We start from the raw sequence: 18,459 nt of genomic DNA, 5'->3' as shown, positions 1-18,459 counted from the left end.
GGGGCCCCGCCTGCCCCGCACGCGACCCCCGCCGCCGCCGGTCGCGTGCGCGCCGCGGTCGCGTCGGGGTCCGGCGACCGGGATACTCCCCCTGGTGCCCGTGAACCTGCCGAACGCGCTGACCGTGCTGCGCATCCTGCTGGTCCCGGTCATGGTGCTCGCCCTGGCCCAGGAGACCGGCACCGGCGACGTGATCGCGGCCTTCGTCTTCTGGCTCGCGTCCGTCACCGACTGGCTCGACGGCTGGCTCGCCCGCCGCTCCGACCTGATCACGAACTTCGGCAAGCTCGCCGACCCGATCGCCGACAAGCTGCTGGTGATCGCGGCGCTCGTGATGCTCGTGGGCGTCGACCGGGTCGCCGCCTGGGTCGCCGTCGTGATCATCGGCCGCGAGCTCGCGGTCACCCTGACCCGCGCCGTCGCCGCCCAGCACGGCGAGGTCATCGCCGCCGCGTGGCTGGGCAAGGTCAAGACCTCGTTCCAGATCCTCGTGATCCTGCTGCTGATCCTCATCTCGGGCGGCCACGCGTGGCTCGACGTGCTCGTCTACGCGATGGTCGGCATCACGATCTGGAGCGGCGTGGACTACTTCCTCGGCCTGCGCCGCACGATGGCCGCCGGCCGTCACCCTGCCGGCTGAGCGCGCCGCGGCGCGTGCGCTCGCGTCACCGTTCCCGGGACGCCGCCGCCCCGGGGCGCGGGCGCGGGGCACGTCGCGACCCGGCTCGCGCGGCCCTTCGCGCGACCTCGGGTAGGAATTCGCCGGGCCGGTCCCGGGGCCCGCCGGCCCGCCGCGACGGAGTTCCCGCGCGCACGGGATACCCGCCCGGTGCGTGCCACCGCGGCGGATCTGGCCGGATGTGTGGCGTCGCTCCGTGTGATCGACATCACCCTCGCAGCGCCGATCCGGTCGACCTTGTGCTATTCCTTGCAAGCACGACGACACGTCAGCGTCGGCACCGCAGGGGATCGCGTCAGCGCCCCGGGGCCACGACTGCATGTCGACGGTGGAGACATCGTGATCGCCGTCCGGAGGGAATCCGGGAGGGCATCGAACCGAAGATTGGAAGGTTCCGACGTGAGCAACAACGAGGCCCTCTTGGCCGACGAGACGCCGATCACCGAGATCGACGAGTTGCGAGCGCTCATCGCCGAAGGCCAGGAGAAGGGCTTCCTGACCGTCGCGGGGATCGCGGCCGCCCTGGAGGAGGCCGAGGTCACGAAGGAGCAGCTCACCGCGTTCCACGGGCACCTGGACGAGCTGGGCGTGGACGTCCTCCACGCCGCCGGTGACGCGCACGACCGCACCGCGTCCGAGGCCGAGCGCCTCGAGCACGCCGGGTCCCGCAAGGACCGCGAGTCCGGCACCGCCCCGAAGGAGCGCCCGCAGATCGACCTCACGGTCGAGCCGAGCCTCGACTCGCTCCGCATGTACCTGCGGTCGATCGGCCGCGTCGCGTTGCTGACCGCCGACCAGGAGGTCCAGCTCGCCAAGCGCATCGAGCGCGGCGACATCCAGGCCAAGCAGCAGATGATCGAGGCCAACCTGCGCCTCGTCGTCTCGATCGCCAAGGCCTACCTCGGCCGTGGCCTCTCCTTCCTCGACCTCATCCAGGAGGGCTCGCTGGGCCTCATCCGCGCGGTCGAGAAGTTCGACTACCGCCGCGGCTACAAGTTCTCCACCTACGCCACGTGGTGGATCCGCCAGGCCGTCACGCGCGCCATCGCCGACAAGGGCCGGACCATCCGGATCCCGGTCCACATGGTGGAGAAGCTCAACAAGGTCGTCCACGTCGAGCGCCAGCTCGTCCAGTCGCTCGGCCGGCAGCCCACGCCGGAGGAGATCGCGACCGAGGTCGACATGCAGGTCCGCGACGTGCGGGACATCCTGCGCATGTCCCAGCAGCCGATCTCGCTCGAGAAGCCGGTCGGCGAGGACGAGGAGTCCTCCCTCGGCGACTTCGTCGAGGACAAGGACGCCGAGTCGCCGTTCGAGATGACGAGCGAGCAGCTGCGCAAGGAGCACGTCCGCCGCGCGCTCTCGACGCTGCCCAAGCGCGAGCGCGAGGTCATCGAGATGCGCTTCGGCCTCTCCGGCGACCAGCCCTCGACGCTCGAGGAGGTCGGCCGCGCATTCGACGTCACCCGCGAGCGCATCCGCCAGATCGAGAGCCACACGCTCAAGAAGCTCGAGAGCCTCCCCGAGTCGCAGCGTCTCCGGGACGCCGTCTAGGCAGGTCCATCCAGCGAGGCGACGCGATCCGCGCCGCCTCGCTAGGATCCGCCATCGCTCGGGGGGATGTCCGAGTGGTTAAAGGAGACGGGCTGTAAACCCGTTGGCTCTGCCTACACAGGTTCGAATCCTGTTCCCCCCACTGCTCGAAGGCCCCGCACCGCGGGGCCTTCGTCGTTCCCCGGGGACCATCGGCGGACGGGCTCCGCACGGTCCGGGAGCGGCCCGCACGGCGGCGTCCCCGGAGGCGGTGCGTGCCCGGCCGGCACCCCCGGACGTGGCGCGACCGGATCATGTCGCGCGCGCCCGCGGCCGCGGGCGTAGGTTCCGCTCCGGGACACCGTCCCCGAAGCCATGTCCACCGACGGCATCACGGCGAACGTCGCCGTCCCCACCGCGTGGCGCCCCGCGTCGGTGCTCGACGCCCCGCCGTCCCGGCGCCTGCCGTGGGGCCGCTGGGCGCAGGTGGTCGCCGGTCACGCGGCGCTCGCGGTCGCGGTCCTCAGCACGGCGGGGATCGCGCTCGGGCACCTGCGCCACCACGAGCGCGTCGCCGGCGCGCGGATGCCCGCGGGGCCGCTCGCCGGTCTCCCGCACGTGCACCGGCCCGACCACGTGGCGCTGCTCTGGGCGCTCCTGGGCTCGTACGCCGTCGCGGTGGCGTGCGCCCGCGCGATCCGCCCGGCGCTCGTGCTCACGGCGGTCGTCGCCCTCGTCGTGCTGCTGACGCTCACCCCACCGCGGCCGCTCACCGACCTCTTCAGCTACGTCGCGTACGGCCGGATGCTCGGCCTGCACGGCATCGATCCCTACCAGCACGGTCCGCACGCGATCATGCGCGACCCGTCGTTCCCCTACGTGTCGCCGGACTGGCACCACACGCCGACGGTCTACGGCCCGCTCTTCACCGGGCTGAGCGCGTGGGTCTCGTCCCTGGGGACGCTCGGCGCGGCCTGGGCGCTGAAGGCCGTCGCCGGCGCCGCGGCGATCGTCACGGCGGTCCTCTGCGCGCTCGCGGCCCGGCGCAACGACCCGCGGCCGGGCTCCGCGTCGCTCGCGCTCGTGCTGGTCGGCCTGAACCCGATCCTGCTCGCCTACGGCGTCGGCGGCGCGCACAACGACGTCCTGATGCTCGTGCCGATGGCCGGCGGGCTCTGGCTGCTGTCGCGTCAGGCCGACGCCCCGGGGGCGCTGCTGCTCGCGCTCGGGCCGGCGATCAAGCTGTCCTCGGGCCTGGCCCTGCCCTTCCTCCTCGTCGGCGAGCGCCGCTGGCGGGTCCTGGCCGGGGCGGTCACGGGCCTCGCGATCCTCGCCGGCGGGACCCTGCTCGCGTTCGGCACCGCCCCGATCCACGCGACCGGCCTGATCGGCACCCACACGGCGGACGGGCACCGCCACAGCGTGCCGGCGTTCGTGGCCGAGCGGCTCGGGTCGGGCGTGCCCTCCGGCGCCACGTTCCGCGCGCTGACCGTGGTCGCCGGGGTCGCGACGGTGCTGCTGCTGGTGGCCGTCGGGGTGGGCGTCGTGCGCTGGACCACGGGCGCGGTGGCGAGCACCGCGCTCGTCGTGGCGGCCGCCGGCACGAGCTTCGCCTGGTACGGCGTGTGGACCCTCGCCCTGGCCGCGGCCGACCCCCGCCGCGGGTCGCGCGTGGTCGTGCTCGCCCTCACCGCGGTGCTCGTCGCGATGCAGCTCGTGGGGCTGCGCTCCGGCTGAGACGGCGGTCCGCGAGACTGCCGCCATGGCCGAGATCACCGTCACCGTGCAGGGCGCCGTCGCCGTCATCGCGCTGAACGCGCCGGAGCGGCGCAACGCGCTGACGCTGCCGATGGCCCGCGAGCTCATCGCCGCCTGCGAGCGGGTCGACGCCGACGACGCGATCGGGGCGGTCGTCCTGCGCGGCGAGGGCCGCTCGTTCTGCGCGGGCGGCGCCCGGGACACCCTGCGCGCGGTCGGGCAGCCGGACGCGGGCCCGGAGACGGTCGAGGAGCTGCGCGCGCTCTACGCGTCGTTCGTCCGCGTCGGCGCGCTGCGGGCGCCCGTCGTCGCGGCGGTCGCCGGCGCCGCCGTCGGCGCGGGCCTGAACCTGGCGCTCGCCGCCGACCTGCGGATCGTCGCCCACGACGCGCGGATCTTCGCCGGCTTCCACCGCATCGGCCTGCACCCGGGCGGCGGACACTTCACGCTGCTCGAGCGCCTGGCCGGGCGCGAGGCCGCGATCGCGCTGGGGGTCTTCGACGAGGAGCTCGACGGCGACCGCGCCGTGGCGCTCGGCCTCGCGTGGGCCGCGGCCCCGAGGGACGAGGTCGACGCCCGCGCCCTGGCGATCGCCGAGTGCGTCGCCGACGACCCGGTGCTCGCCCGCTCGGCGATCGGGACCGCCCGCCGCGAGCTCGGGCCGCCGCGCCTGGGCTGGTCGGCCGGGCTGGACCTCGAGACGCCCGCCCAGGTCGCGTCGCTGACGCGCGCGGTGGCGTCGGGGAAGCTCCCCGACTGAGCCGCGGGTCGTGGGGGCGGTCGAGCGTGCGCCAGAGGGCGTCCGTGACCGACCGGGGCCCTCGCGGCCGGGCTCCCGCGGCGTCCGTGGCATGCTGCCCGGGTGCTCCGCACGGTCCACGCCCTCCGCTACGTCTCGCCGCTGCGCGAGGGCGGCTCCGTCCCCGCGCTCGTCGAGGCCGACGACGACGGGCTCTACGTCGTCAAGCTCTCCGGGGCCGCGCAGGGGACGAAGGTCCTCGTCGCCGAGATCGTCGTCGGCGAGCTGATCCGCACGCTCGCGCTCGAGGAGCCGGACCTCGGACTCCTGCTGCCCGACCTGGCGCTCGTGGACCTGCCACTCGAGCTCTCCCACGCCGAGCCCGACCCCGAGATCCAGGAGCACGTCGCCGCCAGCGCCGGGCTGAACGTCGGGCTCGACTTCCTCCCGCGCGCGCTGCCCTACAGCCCGGCCGCCGGGCCCCAGCCGAGCGAGCACCTCGCCGCCGCGCTCGTGTGGATCGACGCGTTCGTCGAGAACGTCGACCGGACGCCGCGCAACCCGAACCTGCTGACGTGGCACGGCCGCGTCTGGGTGATCGACAACGGCGCCGCGCTCTACCGCCAGCACGCCGGCCTGGACCCCGCGCGGGCGACCGGGCGCTTCCCGGCGATCCGGGACCACGTCCTGCTGCCGCTCGCGAGCTCGATCACCGCGATGGACGAGCGGCTCGCGCGCCACGTCACCGAGGACCTCCTGCGGGCCGTCGTGAGCGAGGTCCCCGAGCAGTGGCTGGGGGAGGGCGGTCCGGAGCTCGTCGTCGCCGACCTGCTCGCGCGCATCACCGGGCCCCGCGGCTTCGTGGAGGAGGCCGAGCGTGCCCGCACGAGCTGAGCCCCCGTCGGCGCGCCCCGACGGCCGGGGCGCCGCCGCGGAGGCCCGCCCGGACGCCGCTCCGTCGCCGGACGTCGTCGGCGGGCAGGAGGTCTTCCAGTACGCGGTCCTGCGGCTCGTGCCGTCGATGGAGCGCGGCGAGGGCCTGAACGTGGGGGTCGTGCTGCACGCTCGGCGCCACCGCTTCCTCGGGCTGCGCACCGCCGTCGACCCGGAGCGCCTGCGGGTCCTCGACCCGGCGCTCGACCTCGAGGCGATCGCCGCGCACCTGCACGGCCTGACCCGCGTCGCGGACGGCGATCCGGAGGCCGGGGCGATCGCCGCGATGCCCCGCTCCGACCGCTTCGGCTGGCTCGCCGCGCCGTCGAACACGATGATCCAGCCCTCGCCGGTGCACACCGGCGTCTGCGGCGACCCGTCGGCGACGCTCGACCACCTGGTCGCGCGGCTCGTCGCGGTCGGCCCGTAGGGCGCGGCCGGGCGGCGACGCCGCCCTCGGCGCGAGCATCGGGGCGCCCCGGCTACGCTGCGCCGATGATCTCCCCCCGCAGGCTGCTGCCCCTCCCGCTCCTGGTGCTGGCGCTCGCCGGCGTCGGCTGCGGCGACGAGACCACGGCGAAGGACGTCGAAGGCACCACCACCGAGCAGACGAGCACGGCCGCCGACGGCACGGCGACCGCCACGGACGCCACGACCGAGACGACGCCGGCCGCCGACCCCGCCGCGACCGACGCCGCCGTGAAGAAGCTCGTGTCGGGCGTCGGGTCCGACCTGAAGAAGCCGCCGATCGTCGCGTCGCCGTCGGCCGCCCCGCCGGCGAAGCTCGTCTCGGAGGACGTCGTCACCGGCAAGGGCACCGCCGCGAAGCTCGGCGACAACGTCGAGGTCCGCTACACGCTGGTCAACTGGGGCGGCGACACGACGCCGGTCGACTCCTCGTGGTCGCGCTCGCCGAACTCCACGAGCTTCCCCCTCGAGGAGGGCGGCCTGATCGAGGGCTGGATCAAGGGCGTCCCGGGCATGAAGCCCGGCGGCCGGCGGGTCCTCGTCGTCCCCTCCGACCTGGGCTACGGGCCCCAGGGCACCGACGGGGTCCCCCCGGGCGGCACGCTCATCTTCGTGATCGACCTCGTCAAGGCGTCGTGATCGCCTCCCGCCCGCGGCCCCGGGGCCGCGCGGCGGTCCTGGGCAGCGCGACGGGGGTGCTCGTCGTCGCCGGGGCGCTCGCGCTCCCCGGAGCGACCGTCCCCGGCGGGACCGGCGTCGCGGACGCGGCGGCCCGGTGCAGCACCCCGGCGCCGAAGGCCAAGGGCGCCGGCTCGGCCGCGGCGGCCGTCAAGCGGCTCGTCCGCGGCGTCGGCACGCGGACGTCGAAGGCCCCGAAGGTCGGCTCGCCGAAGGGCCGGCCGCCGTCGAGGCTCGTGAAGGACGACGTCGTCCGCTGCCCCGGCCGGCGCGCGAAGGTCGGCGACACCCTCGAGGTCCGCTACAGCCTGGTCGTCTGGGGCGGCAAGAAGCAGGTCGTGGACTCGACGTGGTCCCGCGGCAGCGGGACGGCGAGCTTCGGGCTGGAGCGCGGCGGCCTGATCGAGGGCTGGATCAAGGGCGTCCCCGGCATGACGGCGGGCAGCCGGCGCGTGCTGGTCGTGCCGCCGTCCCAGGGCTACGGCAGCGAGGGCACCGCGGGCGTGCCGGCGCGCAGCACGCTGATCTTCGTGATCGACCTGGTGAAGATCGGCTGACGCGCCGGGGCGGCGCGGCGCGCGGCGAGGATCGCCGCGGTCCGCCCGCCCCGGGGACTCAGCCGCGGTCGGCCTTCACGCGCTCGGCGAGCTCCGCCGGGCGCGTGCTGACGAGGCGCTGGCGGATCTTCTCCTCCACCGGCCCGCGCACGAGCATCGACAACATGCGGCCCGGGTCGACCTCGATCTCGTAGGTCGCGCGGGTCCGGCCGCCGCCGAGGTCCTCGAGCGTCCAGGAGCCGTCGAGCTTCTTGACGTCGCCCGACTCGACCTTCCAGATCAGGGACGTCGGCGCCTGGCGCGAGAAGCGCGTCACGACGCTCAGCTCCTTGACCTTGACGTCGGCGGTGATCTTCGCGAGCACCACCTGGCCGTCGCCGTCGCGCTCGATCGGATCGGCGCCGATGATGCCGTCCTGCCACTCCGCGATCGTCTCGATCGCGGTCAGGGTCGCCCAGACCTCGTCGATCGGAGCGTCGATCTCGCCGGTCGACGTGCCACCAAGTCCAGCCACGTGCTGCCCTTTCGTCGGGATCCGCCGCGCGCCCCACGGCGGGACGAGCGGCTCCTCGGCCGCACCGTACCCCGTGCGGCGGCGCGCCACCCGCCCGGTGCGGCCGGGGTCGGTGCGGAAACGGCAACCACGGGCGGGCCGGGTAGCCTACGAACCGCGATGACGGACCCCGACGCGACGCCCGCCCCCGATCGCGTGAAGGGCCGTCGTCCGTCGGCGCGCACCGAGATCGTGCGCCGCGAGATCGACGTCCCCGGGGTCGAGGCCGCGACGCGGGCGCTGCTCCTCGCGCTCGGGCAGGACCCGGACGCCGAGGGCACGGCCGACACGCCGCGCCGCGTGGGCAAGGCCTGGGCGGAGATGCTCTCCCCGGAGCCGTTCGCCGCGACGACGTTCGAGAACGACGGCGGCTACGACGAGCTCGTGGTCGTCAAGGACATCCCGTTCTGGTCGCTCTGCGAGCACCACCTGCTGCCGTTCCACGGCGTCGCGCACGTCGCGTACCTGCCGGGCGAGCGGATCGTCGGGCTGTCGAAGCTCGCCCGCGTCGTCGACACGTTCGCGCGCGACCTCCAGGTCCAGGAGCGGCTCACCGCCCAGGTCGCCGACTGGCTGTCGGAGACCCTGGAGCCCAAGGGCGTCGGCGTCGTGCTGGAGGCCGAGCACCTCTGCATGGTCGTGCGGGGCGTCCGCAAGTCGGGCAGCAGGACCGTGACGTCGGCCCTGCGCGGCCTGCTCCGGGACGACGCCCGCACCCGCGCGGAGTTCCTGGGACTCGTCCGCTAGGCGGTGGGACCCGTCCGCCAGGCGGGCGACCGGGCCGCCCCGGCCGCTCAGGCCGCCCCGACCGCCACGACGCAGTTCTGCCCGCCGAAGCCGAACGCGTCCGCCACGGCGACCCGCACGGGCGTCTCACGCGCCACGTTCGCGACGTGGTCGAGCTCGCACGCCGGGTCGACGTTCTCCAGGTTGATCGTCGGCGGGATCCGGTCGTCGCGGATCGCCAACAGGCAGGCCAGCAGGGACAGCGCGCCGGCGCCGCCCATCATGTGGCCGAGCACCGACTTCGGCGAGCTGACCGCGACCTCGTCGACGGCCGCGCCGAACGCCCGCCGGATCGCCAGCGTCTCGGTGCGGTCGTTGGCCGGGGTGCCGGTGCCGTGCGCGCACAGCCAGTCGACGTCGACGGGATCGAGGCCCGAGCGCTCGAGCGTCAGGCGGATCGCCTCGCTCGCGTAGCGGCCGTCGCGGTCCGGGGCGCTCAGGTGGTACGCGTCGCTGGTCAGCGCGCCGCCGAGCACGGCCCCGTGGATCCGGGCGCCGCGGGCCCGGGCGTCCTCCTCGCGCTCCAGCACGAACACCACGGCGCCCTCCGACGGCACGAAGCCGTCGCGGTCGACGTCGAACGGCCGGCACGCGCCCTCGGGGTCGTCGTTGTTGCGGCTGAGCGCGCCCATCCGCCCGAGCCCCGCCATCAGCGAGCGGGTGTGCGGCGCGTCGGTGCCGCCGGCGATCGCCACGTCGGCCTCGCCGGACAGGAGCATCCGCCGCGCGTCGAGGACCGCCGCGGTGCCGCTCGCGCACGCCAGCGCCGCGGCCGTCACCGGGCCGTGCACGCCCAGGTCGATCGCGACCTCGCAGGCCGGGACGCTCGGGATCATCTGCGGCACGTAGTAGGCGCTCACCGCGCCCGGCCCGTCGGCCAGCAGCGCGGCGTTGGCCTGGTCCGCGGGGCCGATGCCCGAGACCGCGGTGTTGAGGCAGACCGCGACCCGTCCGGCGAGCTCCTCGTCGATGACGACCCCCGCGTCCGCGACCGCCTCGCGCGCCGCGGCGACGGCGTACTGGGAGAACGTGGCGGTCCGGTTGGCGCGCTTGCGGCCCAGGAGGGCGACGGGGTCGAAGCCCTCGATCGTCGCCGCGATCCGCGCGTCGAGGTCCGACGCGTCGAACGCGCTGGTCGGCCGGACGGCCGAGCGCCCCTCGACGATCGCCGACCACGTCGACGCGGCGTCGGGCCCGGCCGGCGTGATCGCGCCGAGCCCGGTGACGACGACGCGCGTCACCGGCCGGCCGCCCCGGTCCGGCGGGACGGGCGCCACGGCGGGCGCGCCGATGCGTCTCGCGGTCCACGGCGGGCGACGGCACGGCTCATGCCGACATCCTCGCGGACCGCGCCGACGGGACCGTCGTGGCGGGGGCTCCGGCGTCGCCGCCGCGTCGTCGCGGGGCCGCCGCGCGGGCCCCGGATGGACGGTCGGGGGCCATCGGCGCGCGCGTCGGCGCGGACCCCGCTACTCTTCCTTCTCGCGCCCTCTTAGCTCAGTGGTAGAGCACTTCCATGGTAAGGAAGGGGTCCAGGGTTCGAGTCCCTGAGAGGGCTCCTCGGAGCAGACGAAGGGCCCGCGATGCGGGCCCTTCGTCGTTCCTGGGGTGGGTGCCGCCCGGGTCAGGGCGCCGGCCCGCTCAGCGCTCGCCGAGGACCGCCGCGGCGCCCGCGCCGTCCTCGGGCGCGACGACCGCCGCGTCCGGGCCCGTGCCCAGCGCCGAGCGTCCGCCGCCGGCCCGCCGGGCCACGCGGCGCGCCTGCTCGGCGTGCCACAGCCAGCGCTCGCCGGTCATGCCGGGGACGAGCTCGGCGACGCCGATGCTCGCGCGCAGGAAGCCCGGGGGCAGGCCCGGCGCGTCGCAGGCCAGCAGGGCCTCGGCGATCCGGTCGGCGACGATCCGGGCGCCGTCCAGGGGCGTGTGGGGGAGCAGGACCACGAACTCGTCGCCCTCGGGGTGCGCGCAGTGGTCGCAGTCGCGCACGGTCGCGCGGATCGCGTTGGCGACGGTCCGCAGGAAGGCGTCGGCACGGACGCGGCCGAGCGTCTCGTCGACACGCGCGAAGTCGTCGAGGTCGATCGACAGCAGCGACGCGCCGACGCCGTAGCGCCGCGCCTCCTGGGCTCGCAGGCCGAGCTCGACGGCCAGGCGCGAGCGGTTCCACAGGCCCGTCATGCCGTCCTGCTCGGTGCCGTTGCGGAGCTCCTCCTCGAGCCGGATCCGGCGGGTGACGTCGACGACCTGCGCGACGAGCCAGCGCGGCGCCCCGCCGGCCTCGCGGACGAGCGCGACCGAGAGCTGGATGTGGATCGGGTGGCCCGCCGCGTGGACGTAGCGCTTCTCCAGCACGTAGCCGTCGCGCAGGCCATCGAGCGTCTCCTGCAGCAGCGCCTCGTCGGTGTCGAGGTCCTCCGGGTGGGTGATCGTCCGGAAGTCCCGCTGCAGCAGCGCGGCCTCGTCGTACCCGAGCAGCCGGCAGAACGCCTCGTTGACCTTCAGGAACGCGCCGTCGGGCGCGAGGATCGCCTTGCCGATCGGCGCGCGGGCGAACGACAGCTCGAACATCTCGTCGGCGTCGGCGATCACCGCGGCGTCGCGGCGGCGCGAGGTGACGTCGCGCAGCACGAGCACCACGCCCGTCCCGTTGGCGGTGTCGCGCACGGGGGAGAGGCTCGCCTCGAAGACCGCCGCGTGGTCGAGCGTCTCGAACTCCAGCGCCGACGAGTCGCCGTGGCGGGCCGCGCCGAACGCGGGCTCGACGACGTCCCACGGGAGCGTGGGCAGCGCCTCGCGGGCCGGCCGGCCGACGAGGACCTCGCGCGGGTGGCCGAGCCGCGCCAGGGCGGTGCCGGCCACGGCCCGCAGGCGCATCGCGGCGTCGAGCACGAGCACGGAGGTGTCGGGGATCGCGTCCAGGACGTTGCGGGCGAGCACGTCGGCGGCGAGGTCGTGGCGCGGCCGTGCGGAGGCCGGGGCGGGCCCGGCGGCGGGACGCGGGGAGGTGGTCCGCACGCCGTCGGCACGGGCGTCCGCGCGGGTGGCGTCGGCGGCGCGGCGTTGCGGGGAGCGGTCCTCCGGGACCAGCAACGCGACGGGCCGGGCGGCCGCGCCGGCGACGGGGGCCGGGGCGGGCTCGTCGGCCGTCGGGGCCCCGACGAGCCAGGTCCGCGCGGGATCGAGATCGACGACCAGGTGGTCCCGCTCGGCGCGGACCGCCACGACCGCGCTGCCCAGGCGCCGGCGCAGCTGGCCGGCGAACGACAGCGGCTCGCGCAGGTGCACCTCGAGCTGGACCGAGCGGCCGTTGACCGCCTCGACCTCGACGGACGCGATCTGACGGAACGCCCGCAGCGTCGCGGTCAGCACGTCGAGCTGCTCGAGGCTCACGATCGGCCGGACCAGCAGCTGGACGACGCCCTGGCTCAGCGGCGTCAGGGCGTCCGGGACCTCGAGGGGGCGGCGCGGGGCGCCGTCGGACGGCCCGGCCGGAGCGGGGGAGTCCCCGGCGTGTCCGGGATCGTCGATCGTCATGGGTGGTACCTCGCCCTCGTGCCGGCGCCCGCCGGGTCCCGGGACCACGGCGAGAGGGCGCGCGGCGATGGTCGTAGCACGGGATCCTGCAGGCCCCGGGACCGCCGGCCTAGCAGGATCGGTCGTATGTCCACGATCCGGCGGGCTCGTCATCCGGTGGCCCGCGAGTGGCGACGACGCGCGCGCCGACGGCCCCGCCGATCCCCGACGACGGTCCGGTCCGCGGCCCCCACGTCGCCGGGCGGGCGTCGCACGGGCACCCGCGACGCCCCGCTCAGACGGCGTCGGCAGGACCCCAGGAGATAGCGTGTCCGACTGCGGAGGACGGAGATCCTCGCGCGCAGGTCAGACCCCGAGCGAAGCAGGCGCAATGCCCACCATGAAGGTCATCTACACCTACACCGACGAGGCCCCGGCCCTCGCCACGCACTCCCTGCTCCCGATCATCGAGGCGTTCGCCGGCAAGGCCGGCGTCGCCGTCGAGACCCGCGACATCTCGCTCGCCGGCCGGATCCTCGCGCAGTTCCCCGACCTCCTGACCGCCGAGCAGCGCGTCCCGGACGCCCTGGCGGAGCTCGGCGAGCTCGCCAAGACGCCCGAGGCGAACATCATCAAGCTGCCGAACATCTCGGCGTCGGTCCCGCAGCTGAAGGCCGCCATCAAGGAGCTGCAGGCCGCCGGCTACGCGATCCCGGACTACCCCGAGAGCCCGCAGACGGACGCCGAGAAGGCCGCCCGCGCCGCCTACGACAACGTCAAGGGCTCCGCCGTCAACCCGGTCCTGCGCGAGGGCAACTCCGACCGCCGCGCGCCCGCCTCGGTCAAGCGCTTCGCCCAGAAGCACCCGCACTCGATGGGCGCCTGGTCGGGCGACTCGCAGTCGCACGTCTCCACGATGTCCGACGGCGACTTCCGCCACTCCGAGACGTCCACGACGCTCGCCCAGGACGACGACCTGAAGATCGAGCATGTCGCCGCCGACGGCACCGTCACGGTGCTGAAGCCGTCCGTGAAGGTCCTGGAGGGCGAGATCGTCGACGCCGCCGTCCTGCGCAAGGCCGCGCTCGACGCCTTCCTGAAGGAGCAGGTCGCCGACGCCAAGGCCAAGGGCGTCCTCTTCTCGCTGCACCTGAAGGCGACGATGATGAAGGTCTCCGACCCGATCATCTTCGGCCACGGCGTGCGCGCGTTCTTCGCCGACGTCTTCGCGCAGTTCGGCGACGACCTCGCGTCCGTCGGCGCCGACCCGAACGACGGCCTCGCCTCCGTCCTCTCGGCGCTGGAGAAGCTGCCGGCCGACAAGAAGGCCGCCATCGAGGCCGCGATCACCGCGACCTACGAGTCCGGCCCCGACCTGGCGATGGTCGACTCGAGCAAGGGCATCACGAACCTGCACGTGCCGTCCGACGTGATCATCGACGCGTCGATGCCGGCCGCGATCCGCACGTCCGGCCAGATGTGGAACACCGCCGACGCGCTGCAGGACACGAAGTTCGTGATCCCGGACAGCTCCTACGCGCCGCTCTACGCCGAGACGGTCGACTTCTGCCGCGAGCACGGCGCCTTCGACCCGGCCACGATGGGCACCACCCCGAACGTCGGCCTGATGGCGCAGAAGGCCGAGGAGTACGGCTCCCACGACAAGACCTTCGAGATCGCCGCGGCCGGCACCGTCCGCGTCGTCGACTCCTCGGGGACCACGCTGCTCGAGCAGCCCGTCGAGGCGGGCGACATCTTCCGCGCCTGCCAGGCCAAGGACGCCCCGATCGCCGACTGGGTCCGGCTCGCCGTCGAGCGCGCCCGCGCCACGGGCGCCCCCGCGGTCTTCTGGCTCGACGAGACCCGCGCGCACGACGCCGAGGTCCTGAAGAAGGTCCGCCAGTACCTGGAGGGCCACGACACCGACGGCCTGACGATCGAGGTCAAGAACGTCGCCGACGCCACCCGCTACACGCTGGAGCGTGCGAAGCGGGGCGAGGACACGATCTCCGTCACCGGCAACGTGCTGCGCGACTACCTGACCGACCTCTTCCCGATCCTCGAGCTCGGCACGAGCGCGAAGATGCTCTCGATCGTCCCGCTGATGCAGGGCGGCGGCCTCTTCGAGACCGGCGCCGGCGGCTCCGCCCCGAAGCACGTCCAGCAGTTCCAGAAGGAAGGCCACCTGCGCTGGGACTCCCTCGGCGAGTTCCTCGCGCTGGCCGTCTCGCTCGAGTTCCTGAGCGAGAAGACCGACAACCCGCGCGCCGGCGTCCTCGGCAAGACGCTCGACCAGGCCGTCGGCAAGTTCCTCGACGAAGGCCGCTCCCCGTCCCGCAAGGTCGGCGAGCTCGACAACCGCGGCTCGCACTTCTACCTGGCGCTCTACTGGGCCCAGGCGCTGGCCAACCAGCAGGACGACCTGGAGCTGGCGGACCTCTTCGGCCCGCTCGCGGGGCGCCTGGAGGACGGCGAGGACGCCATCGTCGGCGAGCTCGCCGCCGCCCAGGGCCCGGCCGTCGACCTCGGCGGGTACTTCCACGTCGACCGCAAGAAGGCCGACGCGGCGTTGCGCCCGTCGAAGACGTTCAACGCGGCGATCGACGCCATCGACGCCGTCTGACCGGCCGGCGCCGGGCGCACGCGGACATCGATCCGCGCGCTCCCGGTGCCACCCGCTCGGCTGCGCTCAGCGCGCGGCCGGCACCCCGGCCCTCAGGCTCGGGATCGCGACGCCGACGAGGCCGCGCAGCAGGCCTCCGGTGACGTTGGCCCAGTCGAAGTAATCGCGCCAGAGGGTGATCTTGCCGTCGTGGACCTCGAAGGTCCCGCACACCCAGAACGCGACCCGCAGCCGCCCGACCTCGATGACGTCGGTGCGCTCCGTGAGCACCACGGAGCCGTCGGCGGCGAGGCGGTGGTTGACGGCCTCGAAGCTCGTCGCCGTCCGGGCGAACAGGCCGAGCGCCTTGCGCAGGCCCTCCCGGCCGTGGATCGACGGCAGCGAGACGTTGGTGTAGACGAGGTCCTCGGCGACGTGGCCGAGGGCGCGTTCGACGTCCAGCAGCTCGAGCGACGCGAGGAACGCGCGCACGACCGCGGCCTCGCGGGGCTCGTCGGTCCCGGCGCCGCCGGCGCCGGGGAAGGGGGCGGGATCGGTCGGGGTCATGCCCGCCAACGGTAGTGGCTCGTCCCGGCGCTGACGAGTCCCCGGCGGGCGCGCGATGGGACGCTCCGCCCGGCCCGGAGTCCAGGAATATCGTTGCGGATGCAACTTCTTCGCGGTACACTGGCGACGCCGGACGCCTCGGGGCGCCCGGCCCGCACCCACGAGGACCAGCCATGACCGACCCGTCCACCACCGCCGCCACGCAGCCCGACCGCCCGCTCCCCGGCCTGCCCGCCGGCCGGCCCGGCCTCGGCGCCGTCCATCTCGCCGTCACCGACCGCGAGCGCGCGCTGGCCTTCTGGCAGGGCGTCCTCGGCCTGGAGCTGCTGGACCCCGACGCCTACGAGCTGCGGATGGGCGCGGGCGGCAAGGAGCTCGTCGTCCTGCACCCCGGCGCCGGTGGCATCGTCGCGCGCCGGCGCACGGGCCTCTATCACCTGGCGATCCACGTCCAGACGGACGAGGAGTTCGCGCGGATCATGGCCCGGCTCTTCACGATCCGCTGGCCCAACAGCCCGACGGACCACACGTTCACGAAGACGACGTACCTCGACGACCCGGACGGCAACGGCATCGAGATCGCGCTGGAGACGCCCGAGCGCGTCGGCCGGCTCGTCTACACCGACACGGACTACGGCGTGATCGACGCCGACGGCGTGCGCCGCTCGGGTCGCGACCCGCTCGACATGGAGGACGTCTTCGGCCACCTGCCGGAGGAGCGCCGGCTCGAGCAGCCGATGCCCGCCGGCACGGTGATCGGGCACGTCCACCTGCACGTGAACGACCTCGACGACGCGATGGCGTTCTACGCGGAGGGCCTCGGCCTGGACCGCCACATGTTCGCGCGCGGCATCGGCATGGCCGACACGACGGTCGACGGCTGGACGCCGCACCTGATCGCCTTCAACGTCTGGAACGGGCCGAACGCCCCGCGGCCGCCGGCGGACACCGCGGGCCTGCGCTGGTTCACCTTCGGCTTCCCGACCACCGAGGACCGCGACGCCGCCATCGCCCGCCTCGAGCAGCAGGGCCGTGCCGTCCGCCGCGACGCGGAGACGGGCGAGGTCCGCGTGCTGGACCCCTCCGGCAACGAGCTGCTGCTGACGATCCGCGACGGGCGGGACGCATGAGCACGGGCGAGCACCACGTCCAGGCGCCGGGCGGGACCCAGGGCCCGATCGTCCCGACGGCCGCGGCGCCGGACCCGATCGACCCGGGCGTGCGCATCGGCCACGTGCACCTGCGCACGTCGGACATCGACCGCGTCAAGGCGTTCTACGTCGGCATCCTCGGCTTCGACGTCGTGACGGAGGCGCGCGACGTCCCCGGCTGGGGCACGACTGGCGACATCCTCTTCCTGTCGGCCGGCGGCTACCACCACCACCTGGGCTTCAACACCTGGAAGTCCGGCGGGGGCGGCCCGCAGCCCGACGGCGTCGCGGGCCTGCACCACGTGGCGCTCGTCTACCCGACGCGCGCCGGGCTGGCGGACGCGGTGCGGCGCCTGCAGGAGTCCGACTGGCCGCTGCGCCAGTGGACGGACCACGGCACCCACGAGGCGGTCTACGTGACGGACCCCGACGGCAACGACGTCGAGCTCATGTGGGACCGCCCGTTCGACGCGTGGCCGCTGAGCCCGCAGGGCCACCTGGACGGCGCCTTCGGCCCGGACATCGACCTCGACGACCTGCTGTCGGAGCTCGACCCGGCCTGAGGGCGGCGCAGCCGGTCCGCGCACGTCGCGAGGCCGGAGGCCAGTCGCGAGGCCGGAGGCCACGGGGTCGGCGGCGCCCGACCCGCGGTGGCCGTCCCGGCCTGCCGTCGGACGGGAGCGGGCCGGAGCGCCGTGGCCCCGTACGCTGGCGCCGTGGCCGCGACCGACCTCCGCCCGTTCACCGTCGCCGTCCCGGAGGCCGACCTCGTCGACCTGCGGGAGCGGCTCGCCCGGACGCGGTGGCCCGAGCCCGCGACGACGCCCGGCTGGGAGCAGGGCGTCCCGCTCGACGTCGTGCGCGACGTCTGCGCCCACTGGGCCACGGCCTACGACTGGCGGCGCCTCGAGTCCCGCCTGAACGCGCTGGACCAGCGGATCGTCACGATCGGCGGGCTCGACGTCCACCTGCTGCACGCGCGGTCCCCGGAGCCCGGCGCACGGCCGCTGATCCTCACCCACGGGTGGCCGGGGTCGGTCGTCGAGTTCCTCGACGTGCTCGGCCCGCTGACCGACCCCGTCGCCCACGGCGGCGACGCCGCGGACGCGTTCCACGTCGTGTGCCCGTCGCTGCCGGGCTACGGGTTCAGCGAGCGTCCGAGCGGGCCCGGCTGGAGCGTCGAGCGGATCGCCGCCGCCTGGGTGGAGCTCATGGGCGCGCTCGGCTACGACCGCTTCCTGGCCGGCGGCGGGGACTGGGGCTCGTTCGTCACCCACGCGCTGGGGGTGCACCACCCCGACCACGTCGCCGGCGTGCACGTGACCCTCGGCGTGTGCCGCGTGAAGGCGCTCCTGGCGCTCGGCGAGCCGACCGCGGAGGAGCAGGCCCAGCTCGCGCGGCTCCGCGCCTACGCGGCGGACGAGGACGGCTACGCGCGCATCCAGGCGTCGCGGCCGCAGACGCTCGGGTACGGCCTCACGGACTCGCCGGCCGGCCAGTGCGCGTGGATCCTCGAGAAGTTCGGCGCGTGGACCGACGGCGACGGCCGGCCGGAGGACACGATCGACCGCGACACGCTGCTCGACAACGTCTCGCTCTACTGGCTGACCGCGACCGCGGCGTCGTCCGCGCGCCTCTACCGGGAGAGCTTCGGCGGGGGCGCCACGTCAGCGCTGCCGCTGCGGGTCCCGGTCGGCTACACGGTCTTCCCGGCGGACCTCTTCGCGTACTCCGAGCGCTGGGCACGGACCCGGTACCCGGACCTGCGCCACTACGCCGTGGCGCCGCGGGGCGGGCACTTCGCGTCGCTGGAGCAGCCCGGGATCTTCGTGGACGAGGTCCGCACGGCGCTGCGCACCATGCGCTGAGCGCGACCCGGGCGCCGCCCGCCGCCGGGCCCCCCCCCGGGGGGGGGGGGGGGGCCCGCGGGCGGGGCCGGCGC

Annotated in this window: 17 protein-coding genes and 2 tRNA genes; 15 read left to right on the top strand and 4 right to left on the bottom strand. The window is 74.9% G+C overall.

Going from position 1 to position 18,459, the window contains the following annotated elements:
* Positions 1-100: 100 nt before the first annotated feature.
* From pgsA to AB0L40_RS18920, 9 genes are all read left to right on the top strand, one after another.
* A complete protein-coding gene (gene pgsA / locus AB0L40_RS18960; RefSeq protein ID WP_364358032.1) occupies positions 101-640 on the top strand; it encodes a CDP-diacylglycerol--glycerol-3-phosphate 3-phosphatidyltransferase in 540 nt (179 codons plus the stop codon).
* 438 nt (positions 641-1,078) lie between these two features.
* The gene (gene rpoD / locus AB0L40_RS18955; RefSeq protein ID WP_364358026.1) at positions 1,079-2,233 is read left to right on the top strand and encodes an RNA polymerase sigma factor RpoD; all 1,155 of its coding nucleotides are present in this window, start codon (positions 1,079-1,081) and stop codon (positions 2,231-2,233) included.
* 60 nt (positions 2,234-2,293) lie between these two features.
* Positions 2,294-2,375: transfer RNA gene (locus AB0L40_RS18950), tRNA-Tyr, on the top strand.
* A 212-nt stretch (positions 2,376-2,587) separates the two neighbouring features.
* On the top strand, positions 2,588-3,949 hold the full coding sequence (locus AB0L40_RS18945) for a glycosyltransferase 87 family protein (protein ID WP_364358023.1): 1,362 nt from the start codon (positions 2,588-2,590) through the stop codon (positions 3,947-3,949).
* A 25-nt stretch (positions 3,950-3,974) separates the two neighbouring features.
* Positions 3,975-4,730: an enoyl-CoA hydratase-related protein gene (locus AB0L40_RS18940; RefSeq protein ID WP_364358020.1), complete on the top strand. Its 756-nt coding sequence runs from the start codon at positions 3,975-3,977 to the stop codon at positions 4,728-4,730.
* Between the two features lie 102 nt (positions 4,731-4,832).
* Positions 4,833-5,603, top strand: coding sequence for a HipA family kinase (locus tag AB0L40_RS18935; protein ID WP_364358017.1), 771 nt, complete (start codon positions 4,833-4,835; stop codon positions 5,601-5,603).
* The gene (locus AB0L40_RS18930; RefSeq protein ID WP_364358014.1) at positions 5,587-6,072 is read left to right on the top strand and encodes a DUF3037 domain-containing protein; all 486 of its coding nucleotides are present in this window, start codon (positions 5,587-5,589) and stop codon (positions 6,070-6,072) included. Before AB0L40_RS18935 ends, AB0L40_RS18930 begins: the two co-directional genes overlap by 17 nt.
* Positions 6,073-6,137: 65 nt before the next feature.
* On the top strand, positions 6,138-6,749 hold the full coding sequence (locus AB0L40_RS18925) for an FKBP-type peptidyl-prolyl cis-trans isomerase (RefSeq protein ID WP_364358011.1): 612 nt from the start codon (positions 6,138-6,140) through the stop codon (positions 6,747-6,749).
* Positions 6,746-7,345 carry an FKBP-type peptidyl-prolyl cis-trans isomerase gene (locus AB0L40_RS18920; RefSeq protein ID WP_364358008.1) on the top strand — a complete coding sequence of 200 codons (600 nt, stop codon included), beginning with the start codon at positions 6,746-6,748 and terminating at the stop codon, positions 7,343-7,345. The genes AB0L40_RS18925 and AB0L40_RS18920 overlap by 4 nt, the downstream gene beginning before the upstream one ends.
* Before the next feature lie 58 nt (positions 7,346-7,403).
* On the opposite strand, the gene AB0L40_RS18915 is transcribed toward AB0L40_RS18920, so the two are convergent.
* Complete coding sequence (locus AB0L40_RS18915; RefSeq protein WP_364358005.1) at positions 7,404-7,859, bottom strand: SRPBCC family protein; 456 nt, start codon at positions 7,857-7,859, stop codon at positions 7,404-7,406.
* A gap of 159 nt (positions 7,860-8,018) precedes the next feature.
* Between AB0L40_RS18915 and folE the strand changes: the two genes are divergently transcribed.
* Complete coding sequence (gene folE / locus AB0L40_RS18910) at positions 8,019-8,645, top strand: GTP cyclohydrolase I FolE (protein ID WP_364358002.1); 627 nt, start codon at positions 8,019-8,021, stop codon at positions 8,643-8,645.
* Between the two features lie 47 nt (positions 8,646-8,692).
* Here folE and AB0L40_RS18905 read toward each other — a convergent pair whose 3' ends face one another.
* Positions 8,693-9,925 (bottom strand): beta-ketoacyl-[acyl-carrier-protein] synthase family protein, encoded by a 1,233-nt coding sequence (locus AB0L40_RS18905; protein WP_364357999.1) that lies wholly within the window; start codon positions 9,923-9,925, stop codon positions 8,693-8,695.
* 245 nt (positions 9,926-10,170) lie between these two features.
* On the opposite strand from AB0L40_RS18905, the gene AB0L40_RS18900 reads away from it, so the two are divergent.
* Positions 10,171-10,242: transfer RNA gene (locus AB0L40_RS18900), tRNA-Thr, on the top strand.
* 83 nt (positions 10,243-10,325) lie between these two features.
* On the opposite strand, the gene AB0L40_RS18895 is transcribed toward AB0L40_RS18900, so the two are convergent.
* Positions 10,326-12,218 (bottom strand): PAS domain S-box protein, encoded by a 1,893-nt coding sequence (locus AB0L40_RS18895; protein ID WP_364357996.1) that lies wholly within the window; start codon positions 12,216-12,218, stop codon positions 10,326-10,328.
* Positions 12,219-12,597: 379 nt separating this feature from the next.
* Between AB0L40_RS18895 and AB0L40_RS18890 the strand changes: the two genes are divergently transcribed.
* Positions 12,598-14,820 carry an NADP-dependent isocitrate dehydrogenase gene (locus tag AB0L40_RS18890; protein ID WP_364358029.1) on the top strand — a complete coding sequence of 741 codons (2,223 nt, stop codon included), beginning with the start codon at positions 12,598-12,600 and terminating at the stop codon, positions 14,818-14,820.
* Between the two features lie 66 nt (positions 14,821-14,886).
* Here the strand turns inward: AB0L40_RS18890 and AB0L40_RS18885 are convergent, their stop codons facing one another.
* Positions 14,887-15,366 carry a limonene-1,2-epoxide hydrolase family protein gene (locus AB0L40_RS18885; protein ID WP_364357993.1) on the bottom strand — a complete coding sequence of 160 codons (480 nt, stop codon included), beginning with the start codon at positions 15,364-15,366 and terminating at the stop codon, positions 14,887-14,889.
* A gap of 173 nt (positions 15,367-15,539) precedes the next feature.
* On the opposite strand from AB0L40_RS18885, the gene AB0L40_RS18880 reads away from it, so the two are divergent.
* The 3 genes from AB0L40_RS18880 to AB0L40_RS18870 all read left to right on the top strand — a co-directional run bounded on the left by AB0L40_RS18880 (position 15,540) and on the right by AB0L40_RS18870 (position 18,385).
* Positions 15,540-16,496, top strand: coding sequence for a VOC family protein (locus AB0L40_RS18880; protein ID WP_364357990.1), 957 nt, complete (start codon positions 15,540-15,542; stop codon positions 16,494-16,496).
* The gene (locus AB0L40_RS18875) at positions 16,493-17,080 is read left to right on the top strand and encodes a VOC family protein (RefSeq protein WP_364357987.1); all 588 of its coding nucleotides are present in this window, start codon (positions 16,493-16,495) and stop codon (positions 17,078-17,080) included. Before AB0L40_RS18880 ends, AB0L40_RS18875 begins: the two co-directional genes overlap by 4 nt.
* Before the next feature lie 153 nt (positions 17,081-17,233).
* Positions 17,234-18,385 carry an epoxide hydrolase family protein gene (locus AB0L40_RS18870; RefSeq protein WP_364357984.1) on the top strand — a complete coding sequence of 384 codons (1,152 nt, stop codon included), beginning with the start codon at positions 17,234-17,236 and terminating at the stop codon, positions 18,383-18,385.
* The last annotated feature ends 74 nt before the right edge of the window (positions 18,386-18,459 follow it).

This window comes from Patulibacter sp. NPDC049589, from assembly GCF_040675535.1.
In the GTDB taxonomy this organism is placed as follows: domain Bacteria; phylum Actinomycetota; class Thermoleophilia; order Solirubrobacterales; family Solirubrobacteraceae; genus Patulibacter.
The sequence above is the reverse complement of the archived record's forward strand: the minus strand, read 5'-3'. Positions and strand labels throughout refer to the sequence as shown.

Coding starts and splice junctions, on each gene's coding strand:
- AB0L40_RS18945 (WP_364358023.1), top strand. CDS start 2,588: ATGTCCACCGACGGCATCACGGCGAACGTCGCCGTCCCCACCGCGTGG.
- AB0L40_RS18940 (WP_364358020.1), top strand. CDS start 3,975: ATGGCCGAGATCACCGTCACCGTGCAGGGCGCCGTCGCCGTCATCGCG.
- AB0L40_RS18925 (WP_364358011.1), top strand. CDS start 6,138: ATGATCTCCCCCCGCAGGCTGCTGCCCCTCCCGCTCCTGGTGCTGGCG.
- folE (WP_364358002.1), top strand. CDS start 8,019: ATGACGGACCCCGACGCGACGCCCGCCCCCGATCGCGTGAAGGGCCGT.
- AB0L40_RS18895 (WP_364357996.1), bottom strand. CDS start 12,218: ATGACGATCGACGATCCCGGACACGCCGGGGACTCCCCCGCTCCGGCC.
- AB0L40_RS18890 (WP_364358029.1), top strand. CDS start 12,598: ATGAAGGTCATCTACACCTACACCGACGAGGCCCCGGCCCTCGCCACG.
- AB0L40_RS18885 (WP_364357993.1), bottom strand. CDS start 15,366: ATGACCCCGACCGATCCCGCCCCCTTCCCCGGCGCCGGCGGCGCCGGG.
- AB0L40_RS18880 (WP_364357990.1), top strand. CDS start 15,540: ATGACCGACCCGTCCACCACCGCCGCCACGCAGCCCGACCGCCCGCTC.
- AB0L40_RS18875 (WP_364357987.1), top strand. CDS start 16,493: ATGAGCACGGGCGAGCACCACGTCCAGGCGCCGGGCGGGACCCAGGGC.